This is a genomic window from Thioalkalivibrio versutus, assembly GCF_001020955.1.
Taxonomy (GTDB): domain Bacteria; phylum Pseudomonadota; class Gammaproteobacteria; order Ectothiorhodospirales; family Ectothiorhodospiraceae; genus Thioalkalivibrio; species Thioalkalivibrio versutus.
In genome coordinates, this window is the sequence record NZ_CP011367.1 from 1,080,523 (window position 1) to 1,095,565 (window position 15,043).

Sequence of the window (15,043 nt, forward strand, 5' to 3'; positions counted from 1 at the left end):
GTGAGAATTCCACCCCGCTTCATTCTCGGCCCATATGATGGAATAAATTGTCACAGGTTTAATTAGGTCGGAGATATTTATACGTGTTTGAAAATGCATCCATTCTCGTAACGGGAGGTACCGGGTCGTTTGGCCATACCTTCATTCCCATGTTGCTTGCGCGCTATTCCCCCAAGCGAGTGATTATCTTCTCGCGCGACGAGATGAAGCAGTGGGAAATGGCCAAGAAGTTCGACGGCGATCCGCGCGTGCGCTTCTTCATCGGTGACGTGCGCGATCGCGAACGTGTCTACCGCGCGCTGGACGGTGTTGACTTCGTGATCCACGCAGCCGCCTCGAAGATCGTCCCTACCGCCGAGTACAACCCCTTTGAATGCGTGAAGACGAACGTCACCGGCGCGATGAACGTCATCGACGCCTGTATCGACAAGGGCGTAAAAAAGGTCGTGGCGCTGTCCACCGACAAGGCCAGCAGCCCGGTCAATCTCTATGGCGCCACCAAGCTGACCTCCGACAAGCTGTTCGTTGCCGGCAACCACTACGCGGGGCATCGCGACACGCGCTTCGCCGTAGTGCGCTACGGCAACGTCATGGGATCCCGCGGTTCGGTGATCCCATTTTTCATGTCCATTCGCGACCAGGGTGTACTCCCGATAACCGACGACCGCATGACGCGTTTCATGATCTCGCTGGAGCAGGGCGTGGAACTGGTCTGGCACGCCTTCGAGGACATGGAAGGAGGGGAGGTGTATGTCAAGAAAATCCCGTCCATGAAAGTAACCGACCTGGCCCGAGTAGTCGCGCCGGACGCGCGGCAGCAGATTGTCGGCATCCGACCGGGTGAAAAGCTGCACGAAGAGATGATCGGCGCCGACGACGCCTATTACACCTACGAATATCCCGATCACTTCAAGATCCTACCGGCCATAAACGGCTGGGACCGGGACGCCAATCGCATCAAGGATGGGACGCGCGTGCCGGAAGGCTTTGTCTATGCCAGTGACACTAACAACGAGTGGATGAGCGAAAACCAACTCAGCGCATGGATTGACGCCAACTGGGAAAAGATCGGGGCCATTTGATGATTCCCTACGGGCGACAGGACATTCGTCAGGAGGACGTGGACGCCGTCGTCGAGGTGCTGCGTTCGGACTTCCTCACCCAAGGGCCGGTGGTGCCGCGTTTCGAGCAGGCCGTGGCGGGTCACGTTCGTGCCCGGCACGCGGTCGCGGTCAATAGTGCTACATCCGCGCTCCACATCGCGTGCTTGGCCCTCGATCTGGGCGAGGGCGATTGGCTTTGGACCACACCCATTACCTTCGTGGCCTCGGCCAACTGCGGTCTTTACTGCGGCGCGAAGGTGGATTTCGTCGATATCGACCCTAAGACGTACAACCTCTGCCCCGAGGCATTGGCTGTGAAGCTGAAGAAGGCCAAGGAGGAGGGGCGTCTGCCAAAGGTGCTGGTCGCCGTTCACCTCTGCGGCCAGCCCTGCGAGATGGCGGCAATCCACGAACTGTCCCAGCGCTATGGCTTCCGTATAATCGAGGACGCTTCGCATGCGATTGGCGGCCAGTACCGCGGTAAGCCCATCGGTAATGGCTCTTACAGTGACATCACCGTATTCAGCTTCCATCCTGTCAAGATCGTCACGACCGGTGAGGGCGGCATGGCCGTCACCAATGACGATGAGCTTGCCGAGCGCATGTCGCTGTTGCGCAGTCATGGCATAACGCGAGACCCGGAGTGCATGACCCACGAACCGGACGGCCCCTGGTACTACCAGCAGGTGGATCTGGGCTTCAACTACCGCATGACCGAGATGCAAGCCGCCCTCGGCGTCTCTCAGATCGAGCGGCTGGATGCCTATGTCGCGCGGCGTAATGAATTGGCCGAGCGTTACGACCGCCTGCTTGCCGACCTGCAGGTCATCACGCCGTGGCAGCATCCGGACAACTACTCGGGCCGCCATCTCTATGTGGTCCGGTTGCAAGTCGACGCGATTGCCCCATCTCACCGTGCCGTATTCCAATCACTCCGTGAGCAGGGCATTGGAGTCAATCTGCACTACATTCCGGTTCATCTTCAGCCCTGGTATCGGCAGATGGGCTTTCGGTCGGGTGACTTCCCGGAAGCGGAGCGTTATTACGCCGAGGCCATCAGCCTGCCACTGTTCCCCCTGATGACCGAGGGACAGCAAGATGCGGTCGTTTCGGCTCTCGAGGAGGCGCTTGTCGGATGAGAGTGGCCATCATCCCCGCCCGAGGTGGCAGCAAGCGCATTCCCCGCAAGAACATTCGGTCGTTTTGCGGCAAGCCGATGATCGCGTGGTCGATCGAGGCCGCCCGCGCCAGCGGCTGTTTTGATCGCGTGATTGTCTCCACGGATGACAGCGAGATTGCCGTCGTGGCTGAAGAACATGGCGCCGAAGTGCCTTTCCGGCGCCCGGCGGAATTGGCCGATGACCATACCGGCACGGTCCCTGTCATGGCTCACGCTATCGAATGGTTGCAGGAAAGTGGCGAGCGGTGCGAAGCCGTTTGCTGCCTGTACGCCACCGCGCCCTTCGTAAGGCCCGAGGATCTCCGCCGGGGACGGGAGGCATTGGAAGCGACAGATGCGGATTACGCCTTTTCCGTGACCAGCTACGCCTTCCCCATCCAGCGCGCGCTGCGGATCACAGACGCGGGTCGTGCGGCGATGTTCCATCCCGAATACGCGAACACCCGTTCACAGGATCTTGAGGAGGCCTGGCATGACGCGGGCCAGTTCTACTGGGGGCGTCGCGAAGCATGGTTGTCTGGCGAGCCAATCATGACGTCCGATGCCGTCCCCGTTCAGCTGCCGCGCGAGCGCGTGCAGGATATCGATACGCTCGAGGACTGGCGACGGGCCGAGTGGTTGTTCAAGGCCATGCAGGCCGAGGCTGGCGCGTCGGAATGACACAAACCGTCGTCTTCCGGGCCGATGCCTCGGTGGAGATCGGCACCGGGCATGTCATGCGTTGTCTCACGTTGGCCGATGCCCTGCGCGAGCGGGGGCACGCATGTCATTTCATCTGTCGCGACCACCCCGGCAACCTCATCGAAGTCATCGGGCAGCGTGGATTTCCCGTGCATACCTTGTCCGCCGTCGACGACGGGGCAGGGGGGGCTGCTGGGGATGAACCCGGCCATGCCCACTGGCTTGGGACGTCGTGGGAAATCGATGCCCGGCAGTCGCGCGCGATTATTCGTGACTTGGACCCGGCGTGGCTGGTGGTTGATCACTATGCGCTGGATGCCCGCTGGGAAGTTGCCGTGAAGAGCCAAGGCCTGCGCCTGCTGGTTATCGATGACCTTGCCGATCGTTCTCATGAAGTGAATCTCCTGCTCGACCAGAACCTGGGTCGCGAAAGCAGCGACTATTTCAGCCTTGTGCCGGAAAGCTGCCGGCGGCTGATCGGGCCTCGATATGCCTTGTTGCGCCCGGAGTTCGCTCGCTTGCGAGAGGACAGCCTGCGAAGACGACACTCGCCGCGCCTCAAACGGGTGCTCGTCACCATGGGCGGTGTCGACAAGGACAATGCGACCGGCAAAGTGCTCGATGCGCTGCAAAATTGCCCTTTGCCGGGAGATGCCGAAATCGAAGTGGTGATGGGCAGCAATGCGCCCTGGCTCGAATCGGTGCGCGAACAAGCCGCCACCATGCCTAGGAAAACCACGGTGCGAGTCGATGTTCGGGACATGGCGATGCGCATGGTCGATGCCGACCTCGCAATTGGCGCGGCGGGCAGCACGTCCTGGGAGCGCTGTTGTCTGGGAGTACCTGCCGTGATGGTGGTGTTGGCCGAGAATCAAAAAAGTATCGCCGAAGCGTTAGCCAAGGTGGGCGCGTGTGTCTACCTGGGTGACGTCATGAATGTGGATCAGCTTCCCGACTATTGGGGCAGATTCTCCGAACCCAGGGCGCTGGAGGCCATGTCCAAGGCAAGTGCGGCGGTAACCGACGGGCAGGGAGTGGTAAGGTTGTGCCAACAGATGGGGGACAAGCCAAATGCACGAGAATTCCAGCGCTGTGTTGCGTCCTCTCGCGGCAGATGATCTGGAGATGGTCCGGGCTTGGCGCAACCATCCCGACGTCCGTCGATTCATGTATACCCAGCATACGGTTGAGCGCGACGAACACGAGGGCTGGTTCGAGCTCGCCGCATCCACTCCGGATAAGCATTTGCTCGTTTTCGAGCGGGGTGGTGTCCCGAGTGGTTTCGTCAACGTGACCATCGCGGACCCGTCGGCCCGACGGGCCGAATGGGGTTTCTATTTGGCGCCTAACGCTGAAAAAGGAAGCGGGTCACTGCTGGGCCAGCTTGCTCTGAGTTATGTGTTCCGGGACCTGGAGCAACACAAGCTGTGTGGTGAAGCACTGGCTTACAACCACCGTTCAATTCGCTTCCACGAGCGCCTCGGGTTCCGACAGGAGGCCTGCCTGCGTGACCATCATTTCGACGGCAACCAGTACCACGACGTTATTGGCTTCGGACTGATAGCAACAGAATGGCTTGAGGAAAAAGGAGACCGTACCCAATGAAGACACCGAGTATTGTCATCGACGGGCGCCGTATCGCTATCGACGAACCGCCTTACGTGATTGCCGAATTGTCGGCAAACCACAACGGCAAGCTGGAGACGGCGCTCCGAATCATCGACGAGGCCAAAAAGGCCGGCGCCGATGCAATAAAGCTGCAGACCTATCGCCCGGACACCATCACGCTCGATTGCGACAGTGAGGATTTCCGTATCCACGGTGGGTTGTGGGACGGGCGGACACTTTACGAGCTGTACGAAGAGGCCCACATGCCCTGGGAGTGGCACAAGCCGCTATTCGAACACGCTCGGAAGCTCGGTATCACCATCTTCAGCTCGCCGTTCGACACCACGGCTGTAGACCTCTTGGAGGACCTGGGTGCCCCCGCGTACAAGATCGCTTCCTTTGAAGCCGTCGATTTGCCTTTGATCGAATACGCCGCCAGCACAGGAAAGCCCATTATAATTTCCACCGGTATGGCTGATTCAGAGGAAATCCAGGACGCCATTGACGCCGCAAAGGGTGCAGGGTGCGACCAAATCGCCATTCTCCATTGCGTGAGTGGTTATCCCGCATCGCCGGAAGAATATAACCTGTACACCATCCCTGACATGATCCAGCAGTTCGGCCTAGTCACCGGCCTGTCCGACCACACCATCGACAACACCACCGCTATCACGAGCGTCGCCTTAGGCGCTTCCCTCATCGAGAAACATGTTAGCCTCGACCGGCATGGTGGTGGCCCCGACGATAGTTTCTCCCTCGAACCGCCGGAGCTCAGCGCTTTGTGTCGGAATGCCAACACAGCATGGCAAGCACTAGGAAAGGTAGACTACGGCAGAAAAGCCAGCGAACAAACCAACGTCAAGTTCCGGCGTTCTCTATATTTCGTGACAGACCTGAAGGCGGGGGATGTGATTACGGAAGAAGTTGTCCGTAGCGTGCGGCCTGGATATGGGGTGTCGCCGAAAGATATGTGCAAGATTATTGGTAAAAAGGTAAATGCGGACGTAAAAAAAGCCACTCCGGTCAAAGAAGATCTACTTTCTTAATGTTTCAACCATATTAAAATACATAGTAATTCGTAAACAATCTAGGTGCCGATATGCGTTTCTTGATTAGAATATAACAGGGTGACCGATGCGTAACAATCTTGTTAAGAAAATGGGGAAAGCGCTAAAGCACTTATTGCACCCGATAATGCGCCGTCTTCCTGCGCGCAGAACATACCCGTTTTCCGAACCCCCGTGCCCCAACCGGTCGACGCAATCGTTTCCCTCAACGAAACCCAAACGCAGCGTTCTCGAATCAAAAGAGATCGCTTCGCTGAATGAGCCTGCGCTAGAATACCTGAGTAGTCTATCCGAAGATGAGATATCGCGCCGGATCGACGCAGTTTCGGTCGGCGAGATCAACAGCGCACGAGGATTGGAGAAGGCCCGAAACCTCCTTAGGGAAGAAGGAATCGTTATAGTTCCCGACTACTTGGATAATGCTGAGCAAAACATTGCGAACGATGCCATGTCGACGGTCTTGCATGCGCTGAATTTGACGAGCGAAGAACGAAACTATGAAGACGACGATATACTGGTTCAAGGAGGCAAACGCATCGCAACAAGCTACACCGAGATGGCAACATACTCAAAAACTGTAGTAAACGTTCGGCGCGGCAACGATTTTGGTATGGTCGATGTCTTTAACGTGGACCGCCTTGTTGGGAGCAGGAAAAGTGCCTTCCGTGCGCCTTTTATTACCAGCGGACTATTAGATCTAATCGGTGGAAGCAGCAATGCGCTCGAAGCAAGAAATCTCAACCTATATATTAATCGTAGCGTAATGCAGACCCGGGGGTTTCACGTTGACTCATTCAAAAAAAATATCAAGGGATTTGTCTATCTTACCGATGTGTCGAGCTTAGACGATGGACCGTACTGTTACGTTCGGGGGAGTCACCTTGATGGTGCTTGGAGAAAAGCGAATCAGAAGCTCTCCGAGATAGCACCTGCAAAGACGGACAGCCCCTTCATCGATACCAGGTTGGCGGTTCCTGTTCTGGCGCCGCGTGGGTCTTTAATCCTTAGCGATCAGGCCGGGGTGCATCGCGGTATGCCTCAAGGGAGGGGTTCGGAAAGGCTCGTGCTGGTTATGCGATACAGCTGATCCTCGACGGCGGTGTGTGTCAGGCAGTAAGTTCTGTTTGATTCCCTTAACGTTCCGCAGATGACAGATCCGGCCCGCTGCCGAACCACAACCTTCCGGTGGAGGAAGGTAGCATGCCCTTCTGTAGCTGAATCGTCGATCAAACACGTAAACGTCATTCGCCGATCACCCGGAAGCCCAAGAACTATGCAACAGTCCGCTCGGATTGTCCGAGGCGAGGATCACCAGCCGCAAGGCACGAGATCGCATGTCCGGATCAATATCATCCATGAAACACAAGCCTGGTCCGATATAATTAGATCGAATTGATAGCTGTTAGCTTCGAGGTAAACGCATTGGCCTGGTACCGGCATCTGGTGGGCCCCAGTTCAGTGTGATTAGACTGCGCTCGTTCAAAGGACGTTAGATATGAAGTATGTTTTAGTAAGTACATTCCCGAGAGAGGGAACTCAGAACATTGGAGATAAGCTAATAGAGCTGAGCACCGCTGATGCGGTCCGGTCGTTTGATCCGGATGCCGAAATTGTCACGGTGTGGCGTGCGGAAGCCTGGGATGCTGTACGAGAGAGTCTCGAAGGAGCAGATCATATCGTATTCGCGTGTCTGGCTATACGTAAAGACATGGGGTCAATTTATCCATTTTTGACACGTATTCTTGATATGACTGTGCCTATATCGGTTCTCGCAGCAGGAACGAACCTATCAGTGGGGAAACACGATATGTTCAATCGAGGATTCAAGACTGCTGACTTGGATTTGCTTAAACGGATTGGCGGGGCGGCCGAGGTTTTCACGACGCGAGGAGTGCTATCGCAAGCGTTTTGTAGTCAACATGGTCTCAGTAGAGCAAGGTTTGGTGGTGACGTAGCGTTTCTTGACGCTCGCTTCGATGAACGGACGTTCGAGTGTACCGACAAGATAAAGCGAATCGTAATTAGTGACCCGCATCACGGAGACGTCTATAGGCCTGCTTTCCGAGCTTTGGTTTCGAGTCTTAGGACGCGTTTCCCGGAAGCGCAGGTCGAATGCGCGCTACATGGGGTTAACGGCCCTATCGAAGCTGCTTGTTCAGAGTTGGGGGTAACTTGCCATTCTATTTACCGCGACCCTGAGAATGGGCTCGATTTGTATGATAACTACGATCTCCATGTCGGATTTCGTGTTCATGGACACGTAAGTGCGCTTAAGAGGCGCCTTCCGAGCTATCTGCTCGAACAGGATGGACGCGGAACTGACTATGGGTTGACGATCGGTCGTAAAATTAGCCTGCCTTGCTATCGGAGGAATTCGCCCGAAAAGGGTCATGACGCGTCGTTTGGGAGGCCGAAGCGGGGTCGCAGCCTCGTCGAGCAGTTTTCGCATCGATTCACTCGAAATAAGCCTATGGCCAGAAACAATAAACGTTTCGTAGCCTCAACGGCTTCTGTTGAACTTCTATCAGCACTCATCCAACAAGACGCGACCGATGGCTTTAGTCGATTCCGTGGTTTGGAGCTGGAGCTTGATTCCTTTAGAAAACGGACGGAAGCTGCCGTCGAAGAGATCGTGTCTAACAGTGGCGCGCGCAGGACTTCGAGCTTGTATCAATCTCGCTTACAATCGCGTTCGATAGGCACAAGGTAAATGGATAGAATTGGGGTCGCGCCTTGGCAACGATGAGATATAACGATGTATCAGGAAATCGGTCGCGAGGCCGAGTGGATCCTCGTTTCATGAGCAAGGTTCTTCGGTTTCATTCGGAAGGACTTGAGCGTGTCGCCCGTGTCATCGACGGTAACCAAGGGTACGATGATTTGTTGGCGCACCGGCTTCCTGAAAAGGAGGTGGCTCAATTTCCTGCCGGTCTCGAAACTGTGGAGGCGAGAGCCCGAGCTATTGCGTTGGTGGAAGAAGGTTTTCGAAACTGGCAACCGAAAACCGTTCTTGCCCTTCATAGCGGTTTTGTATGCGACGGAAAGACACATAATAATCTACAAGAATTCGAGTTTTTTGAACGTCTCTGTGCTCCCCTTGGGATCGAGATTCTGAATAAGAACTACGCAACGGCAAAACGGTATGTATGTAGCCACCGTGCACCAGAACTCAATCAGTATCTGGCGACAGTGCGTTCCGACGTACGGGAATTCTACGAAGGGCGATGGGGGGTAACGTCGAGTCTTGTTCATCAGCAAATGCTTTATAGCAAGGCTTTCCTTGGTTTTGTACTCGCATTTACTGATCGTGGAGCCGTTCTCCCGTCAGCGCTAGTGCAGGCGAACGACCATTCGCCAGCACGGGTGGCTTTGTCAATGGTGATGAAGGCGCTTGGGGTGCCGCGCATCTATCTTCAGCACGCGGAAGTGGCATCGTGCTTTCCTCCGTTGGACTTTGAGCATAGCTTACTTAGAAATCGAAAGTCTCTTGAGACATATGAAGATATTGGTCCGGTCCGAGGCAATACGTACATCTTGTCGCGTAGTATGACAGATCCTAATCTAGACGCTCTGGGCGTTCCGCGAGAGGGCAATTGCTATGTAGTTATCTACCCGACGTCGCGCGTTTTCTTCAACGCACTTGTCGATGTGGTAAAGCGCCTTATGGGGAACCCCCACGTGTCTAGCCTAGCGATTAAACTGCATCCCGGCGCAGCGAGATCGCTACAAGAGCTGCACGAGCAAACCGGCGTCACGCTTCTTGATACGTTTCCGAGCAAAGACCATATTGCGGTGGTCGGAAATTCTGCAGTGGCGATTGAATTGCTCAGAAATGGTATACCGGTTTATCAATATTTTGGTTTCGATCCAGTCGAAGCGGACTATTACGGTTTTGTAGGTAATCGGCTGACCAAGGAAGTGGCTGTTGACCAATTAGGCGGACGATTTTGGGATGCCTACGTGCTTGATGAACGATGGAAGCACGAATTCTCGCAATGGTGTCCGGATAAAGGCTCGTCAGAGGCAAACGCGCAATTGGTTCTGGAGGCAATGAAAGAGATTATGGCTGAGACAACATCGCCTTGCTATGCTGAGGCGTCGGCTAGAAGGACACGAAGGTATCTAAAGCGGAAGACCAAGAGCGCGGGTAGATCGCTCATTCGTCGATACCCTGTTTTGGCAAAGCGCATTATCGGTCCCCTTCACGCTTTTATCGGGCGGGCGCACCGGGTGCTGACAAAAGCGAACAACCTTGTTGCAGATAGTGGTAAGCCGGAAAGGGGGGGCGACAACTTAGGGGTGAGTGGGGCCGTCCAAGAGATCCAGGCACGCGCACACGATGTGGGGGCGCGGAAAAAGAACTTCGCGGTCTTTTCGATTAGTCAGGTGCGTGATCCGATTAAATGGCTCGTAAGGGCGGAAAATGTGGGCGTAATTAACCCGATAATCCTCATTGATGCCGCGGACGAAGTCTTGCAGAGGCATAATAACCCTATTGATTGTCTTCCCTCCGCCGCGATCGGTCCGCCATGGGGCAGTGCGTCGCAGTTGTATTTGTATTTGAGGAAAAAGATTCGTTCGAATGCTCAGGTTAACGCTACGGACGTCGAGATGGTTCTGGCGTGGCTTCATTCAAGACCTCTGGATTTTCATGTAAGGAAAAGGCTACTGAAGGTTGTGCTTCTTTTGGCTATGAGAGGTTGTCTGTCTAGGCAATTGGACCGGTTGCTCGAACATGAGGTTGTGGAATTCGAGGAGATGTCGTTGAAGCATCGGTTCCAAGTCCTTAGGTGCTACGCATATAATGGACATTGGGACAAGGTGTCTACGCGGCTTGAAGTAATGAAAGCCATGGCAACGCCATTCGAATCCCTCAAGTTACGTAATCTCGAGTATTTGTCGGGTTGGATTGAGGGGGGGTGGGATCACTTGGAAGCGGAGCGGCAGTTCCTCGCGCTTGCGCCAGCGGGCGTGGCGCGCGAGTTTAAGAGTGATGTGACGCCGTTATATGATGCAATTCGCGATCGAATGCGTTTTATGGATATACGGTCAGAAGGCGATAATCGGTCTTCGCTTCTGTCCCGTATCGGCCAGGCTATTGATTCGAAGGAAGCGTTTTCCTGCGTTCGATTGGGTGATAGGGAAGGGTACCTTTTTACTGAATGTGGCTACTTTTCTCCGGGTGACGTGGTGGCGTGCGAACGCCATTGGTGGGGAGAGCGTCTTGAGGTTGCGCAGAGGTCGAAGATCGTGAAAGAGGCAAAGGAGGCCGTAGCAAATGCGGACTTGGTTGGGATCCCCTCGATTCAGCGGTTTATTCGTGATGTCTCATTGAAGACGGACTCGCTTCAGGATACTTTACAATTTAGGGGGCTAGTGAGTGTCTTGATGGGGATTCCAAGTGTTGTTGGCGCATCAACGATGTTTACCGAAACCTACGTTAATACGGGGCTTTTTGGGGATCTAGGCACAATATCTGCATTGGCCCGCCGCGCGGATCGGTTGATTATTGTTGCGAGTGTCAAGCGAGAGAGAGTTCCGGCGATTCTTCGGGCGCATGGTGACTTCTGTTACGTCACGCTGCCGACTCATAAAAATACGGATGATAGCGAAAGTTATAATAAGGGTGATAAGAAACTGCCAGAGGTCTATGAACGTGTGATCGAGGATGTTGAGGGCGTGGCGAAGCCGGGTTCTTTGGTGCTCGTCGCGGGTGGGGTTATCGGAAAGATTCTCGTCGATAGGGCTCGAGCGAAGGGAGCGGTGGTGATCGACCTCGGACACGTTATAGACGAATGGATACGGGGTGGGGGAGGGAATCTTCGGTAATCGGCGGCATTATCGCGGGTGGTAAGTTGGTGATTGGCTCGATGTGTTATTTTTTGTTCGAGAGTTTGGTTAATGCAAAGACTGTATGGTGTTTGAGGGGATGGGTTAAGTGTTGGGTAACGGATGATTCTATACCGCACGAGAAGGCACCCCTGTTTCGTGGCCGGGAGTGGCTGAGTATCGTGTGCGACGGCTCCACGCAGGACGGATAGCATGGCGAGGACGATCCATTCGAACGCGCGCACCACGCCTCAGATCCGGCGAGAGCTGCAGGAGGCGCCGCCGGGCGTGAGCGACCCCGAGCTGGCCCGGCGCTACGGCATTACCCGCATGACCGTGCGCAAGTGGCGCTACCGCCGGGACGTGGAGGATAACTCTCATTGCCCCAAGCGGCTGCACACGACCCTGACCCCGGAGCAGGAGTCGATCATGGTCCAGGTTCGGGAAGTGGCCCTGCTGTCGCTGGATGACCTGCTGATCGTGGCGCGCGAGTTCCTGAACCCGGATCTCAGCCGGGCGGCGCTGGCGCGCTGCCTGCGCCGGCACGGCGTGGGCGACCTGCGGGCCCTGCAGCGGGAACGCGACGGGGAACCCGAGGAACCGGCGCACAAGCCGTTCAAGGACTACGTGCCGGGCTTTGTGCATGTGGACGTGAAGTACCTGCCGCAGATGGCGGATCAGGCCTCGCGGGGCTACCTGTTCGTGGCCATCGACCGGGCCAGCCGTTGGGTCTATCTGGAGGTGCGGCGCACCAAGAGCGCCGAGGCCGCGCGCGGCTTCCTGAAGAAGCTTCTCGAGAAAGCGCCGTTCCATATCACCCACCTCGTCACCGACAACGGCAAGGAGTTCACCGACCGCTTTGCGGCGACCGGGGAGCGGGAGCCGACGGGGCATCACCCCTTCGACCGGCTGTGCGTCGAACACGGGATCGAGCATCGCCTGATCCGGCCCAAGCGGCCCCAGACCAACGGCATGGTCGAACGCTTCAACGGGCGCATCGCCGATCTGCTGCGGACCCGCCACTTCGACTCCGGCCAGCACCTGGACGAGGCGCTGCGGCACTACCAGCGGCTGTACAACCATCACATCGGCCAGAAGGCGCTGGGCCATCGGACCCCGGTGGAAACCCTCAAGGCCTGGCAGCATGAACGCCCCCGATTCGTTTCGAAAATGGGTATATGACCAGGCGAGACCTGACAGAAACTTGGATGCGGAACTTTGTGAACTGGAGCAGATTGGTATCCCGGGTGGCGATGGTGGTTCGGCATTCGCGTGCATGGCCGTTGGTACGGCCTGTGTATGCCATGGTAGGGCCGTTTGTGGACCTGAGGTCGTTGGTGTTCGGGTTGCAGGCGGGCAGGGGTCCGGCGGCGTCAGCGATGCCGCGGGCGCGGGATCGCGGGGAGCCGCCGGCCTGTCGTGAGCCGGGTGGTGGGGTTCGGGCGGGGGGTCGGACCGGCAGCGAGTTCGTGTTGTACCGGATCGTGGGGAATGATCTGTGGCCCCGGCACCGGGTGGGGCAGTCGCGCGAGAACGTTGCGTGGATTCTGGAGCACGAACCGGAACTTTCCGGTTGCGAGAAGCGGTGGGTGGTCAATCGTATTGTGGACCCCGGCGAGGAAGAGGCGATCCTGCGGCTTCTGGAGGAGGCCGGGCAGGAGTACGTGCACATCCCGTTTCGCTGGGACGAGTACCGGGCGATTGGCTGGGACGCGTGCGGGGTGCCGCCGGAGTACGCGCCGGGGACCCGTGGGTTCCAGCAGCTTTCCGAGCTGATGCAGGGGCGGGTGCTGATGCGCCTGTATCGGCACAAGAACAATTATGTGATGAACAACAACGGGGCGCGCAACGCGGCGCTGCGGGGCGGTCGCGGCCGTGCGGAGTGGGTGTTGCCCTGGGACGGCAACTGCTTTGTGACGCGCGAGGCCTGGGACGAGATCGTGGCGGGCGTGCGCGCGCGGCCGGAACGGACTTACCACATCGTGCCGATGGCGCGGATTACCGGGAATGAGGATCTGCGGCAGGAAGGTTTTCGGCCGGAGGCAAAAGAAGAACCGCAGGTTCTGTTCCATTGGGACGCACGGGAAGAGTTCGACGAGGCGTTCTTCTATGGTCGCCGGCCCAAGGTGGAGCTGCTGTGGCGGCTGGGGGTGAAGGGGCCGTGGGATGAGTGGCTGCGGGAGCCCTGGGATCTGGACTTCCCCGCGTTTGCCGACGAGGCCGGTTGCTATACCGAATGTGGCTGGGTGGCGCGGCTGTTCTCCGGCCGGGCGGAGCAGGAGGTTTCGAAAAGGGACGAGGCGTTTCAGAGTCGTGGGCTTGCGCGGATCGAGGCCGTGGGGGCGATGCTGGAGCGCGTCGACGAGCTTGCGTTTGATGAGGGGCGCGGTCGGCTGGCTCTGTGCGTGATCAACGAGGATCGCCTGGCCGACGAAAGGCTGGCGCAGTCCCTGCACGAGCCACTTCTGGCATACGCGAACGAGGCGCTCGGGCGCGGGCCGTTCAGTGTGGTCGACAAGACGACACTGCCCCCCAGTGGGGATGCGCATGATTACTGGCATCCGGCGCCTTACTACTGGCCGCATCCGCTGCGAATTCCTGGCCTGCCCTATGTGATGCGGGACGGTGAACGGGTCCCGGGCACGCGGTTGTATGAACCGGAAAGCGACCGCTACGACCGTACGCGGCTGCAGCGCCTGTTCGACGATGGGCTCGTGCTGGCGTTGGCGCACCACGCCACCGGGGACGAGCGCTATGGCACGCACGCGACCAGGCTCATCCGGCGCTGGTTCCTGGAGGAAGATACGGCGATGAATCCGCACTTGGAGTACGCACAAGTGCGGCGGGGACACAACCAGAACCGTGGTTCCAGTTCCGGTCTCATCGAATTCAAGGATCTGTATTGCTTACTGGATGGCTTGCGTCTGCTGCTGCGGAACGGGGCGCTGACCGACTCCGACCGCTCCGGGCTGGAGAACTGGCTGGGACGGTATCTCGACTGGCTTCGGACCAGCCCGCAGGGTGTGGGGGAACGCGCCTCGGAGAACAACCATGGCACCTATTACGACCTGCAGATTGCCTCCATTGCGGCGTTTCTAGGCGAATGGAGGCTGGTGCGGGAAACGCTGCGCGACAGTCGCTCAAGGATTCTCGCGCAGTTCGCGCCCGATGGCCGTTTGCCGAAGGAACTCGCTCGCACCACTTCCGCCCACTACGAGTGCTTCACCATCCAGGGCTGGATCCATCTGGCGCGGCTAGGTGAGTCCGTCGGCGAGGATCTCTGGTCCTTCGAGGGGCCGGAGGGGCAGGGCCTGCGCCGGGGTATGGAGTGGCTGCTCGCACACATGGGCAAGCCGTGGCCGTACCAGCAGATCGATGCATTCGATGAGGAGCGCTTTTATCCCATCCTGTTTGCTTACCTGGAGAAATACGGTGAGCCCCCTGTCGAACTGGCAGAGATTCCGGCGTCGACTGACGTAAAGCCTGTCTTCTTCCCGCACGACGGGATTCCGCCGTTCTGGCAGTTCACCCTGCAGTCGGATTCGTGAGCCTGGCTGATCCCAAAACGGGGACAG

Annotated in this window: 11 protein-coding genes; all 11 read left to right on the forward strand. The window is 57.3% G+C overall.

Annotation, left to right across the window (positions count from 1 at the left end):
• Positions 1-83: 83 nt before the first annotated feature.
• Positions 84-1,082, forward strand: a complete 999-nt coding sequence (gene pseB / locus TVD_RS05100) for a UDP-N-acetylglucosamine 4,6-dehydratase (inverting) (protein ID WP_047250972.1) — start codon at positions 84-86, stop codon at positions 1,080-1,082.
• Positions 1,082-2,242 (forward strand): UDP-4-amino-4,6-dideoxy-N-acetyl-beta-L-altrosamine transaminase, encoded by a 1,161-nt coding sequence (gene pseC, locus TVD_RS05105; RefSeq protein WP_047250973.1) that lies wholly within the window; start codon positions 1,082-1,084, stop codon positions 2,240-2,242. Before pseB ends, pseC begins: the two co-directional genes overlap by 1 nt.
• Positions 2,239-2,943 carry a pseudaminic acid cytidylyltransferase gene (gene pseF, locus TVD_RS05110; RefSeq protein ID WP_047250974.1) on the forward strand — a complete coding sequence of 235 codons (705 nt, stop codon included), beginning with the start codon at positions 2,239-2,241 and terminating at the stop codon, positions 2,941-2,943. Before pseC ends, pseF begins: the two co-directional genes overlap by 4 nt.
• On the forward strand, positions 2,940-4,082 hold the full coding sequence (gene pseG / locus TVD_RS05115) for a UDP-2,4-diacetamido-2,4,6-trideoxy-beta-L-altropyranose hydrolase (RefSeq protein WP_047250975.1): 1,143 nt from the start codon (positions 2,940-2,942) through the stop codon (positions 4,080-4,082). The genes pseF and pseG overlap by 4 nt, the downstream gene beginning before the upstream one ends.
• Positions 4,036-4,569: a UDP-4-amino-4,6-dideoxy-N-acetyl-beta-L-altrosamine N-acetyltransferase gene (gene pseH / locus TVD_RS05120; protein ID WP_082119080.1), complete on the forward strand. Its 534-nt coding sequence runs from the start codon at positions 4,036-4,038 to the stop codon at positions 4,567-4,569. Before pseG ends, pseH begins: the two co-directional genes overlap by 47 nt.
• Positions 4,566-5,618 carry a pseudaminic acid synthase gene (gene pseI, locus TVD_RS05125; protein ID WP_047250977.1) on the forward strand — a complete coding sequence of 351 codons (1,053 nt, stop codon included), beginning with the start codon at positions 4,566-4,568 and terminating at the stop codon, positions 5,616-5,618. The genes pseH and pseI overlap by 4 nt, the downstream gene beginning before the upstream one ends.
• Before the next feature lie 88 nt (positions 5,619-5,706).
• On the forward strand, positions 5,707-6,726 hold the full coding sequence (locus TVD_RS14535) for a hypothetical protein (protein WP_156167502.1): 1,020 nt from the start codon (positions 5,707-5,709) through the stop codon (positions 6,724-6,726).
• A gap of 408 nt (positions 6,727-7,134) precedes the next feature.
• Positions 7,135-8,349, forward strand: a complete 1,215-nt coding sequence (locus TVD_RS15095; protein ID WP_082119081.1) for a polysaccharide pyruvyl transferase family protein — start codon at positions 7,135-7,137, stop codon at positions 8,347-8,349.
• A gap of 89 nt (positions 8,350-8,438) precedes the next feature.
• Entirely contained in the window at positions 8,439-11,468 is a 3,030-nt protein-coding gene (locus tag TVD_RS14540) for a GT-D fold domain-containing protein (RefSeq protein ID WP_156167504.1), read from the forward strand.
• Between the two features lie 213 nt (positions 11,469-11,681).
• Entirely contained in the window at positions 11,682-12,650 is a 969-nt protein-coding gene (locus tag TVD_RS05145) for an IS481 family transposase (RefSeq protein ID WP_082119082.1), read from the forward strand.
• A 71-nt stretch (positions 12,651-12,721) separates the two neighbouring features.
• Positions 12,722-15,016, forward strand: a complete 2,295-nt coding sequence (locus TVD_RS05150; protein WP_047250981.1) for an alginate lyase family protein — start codon at positions 12,722-12,724, stop codon at positions 15,014-15,016.
• Positions 15,017-15,043 lie beyond the last annotated feature (27 nt).

What these genes read in the sequence shown, in the direction of transcription:
- TVD_RS05145 (WP_082119082.1), top strand. Translation starts at nt 11,682, where the DNA reads ATGGCGAGGACGATCCATTCGAACGCGCGCACCACGCCTCAGATCCGG.
- pseC (WP_047250973.1), top strand. Translation starts at nt 1,082, where the DNA reads ATGATTCCCTACGGGCGACAGGACATTCGTCAGGAGGACGTGGACGCC.
- TVD_RS05150 (WP_047250981.1), top strand. Translation starts at nt 12,722, where the DNA reads ATGGTGGTTCGGCATTCGCGTGCATGGCCGTTGGTACGGCCTGTGTAT.
- TVD_RS15095 (WP_082119081.1), top strand. Translation starts at nt 7,135, where the DNA reads ATGAAGTATGTTTTAGTAAGTACATTCCCGAGAGAGGGAACTCAGAAC.
- pseH (WP_082119080.1), top strand. Translation starts at nt 4,036, where the DNA reads ATGCACGAGAATTCCAGCGCTGTGTTGCGTCCTCTCGCGGCAGATGAT.
- TVD_RS14540 (WP_156167504.1), top strand. Translation starts at nt 8,439, where the DNA reads ATGAGCAAGGTTCTTCGGTTTCATTCGGAAGGACTTGAGCGTGTCGCC.
- pseF (WP_047250974.1), top strand. Translation starts at nt 2,239, where the DNA reads ATGAGAGTGGCCATCATCCCCGCCCGAGGTGGCAGCAAGCGCATTCCC.
- pseG (WP_047250975.1), top strand. Translation starts at nt 2,940, where the DNA reads ATGACACAAACCGTCGTCTTCCGGGCCGATGCCTCGGTGGAGATCGGC.
- TVD_RS14535 (WP_156167502.1), top strand. Translation starts at nt 5,707, where the DNA reads ATGCGTAACAATCTTGTTAAGAAAATGGGGAAAGCGCTAAAGCACTTA.
- pseI (WP_047250977.1), top strand. Translation starts at nt 4,566, where the DNA reads ATGAAGACACCGAGTATTGTCATCGACGGGCGCCGTATCGCTATCGAC.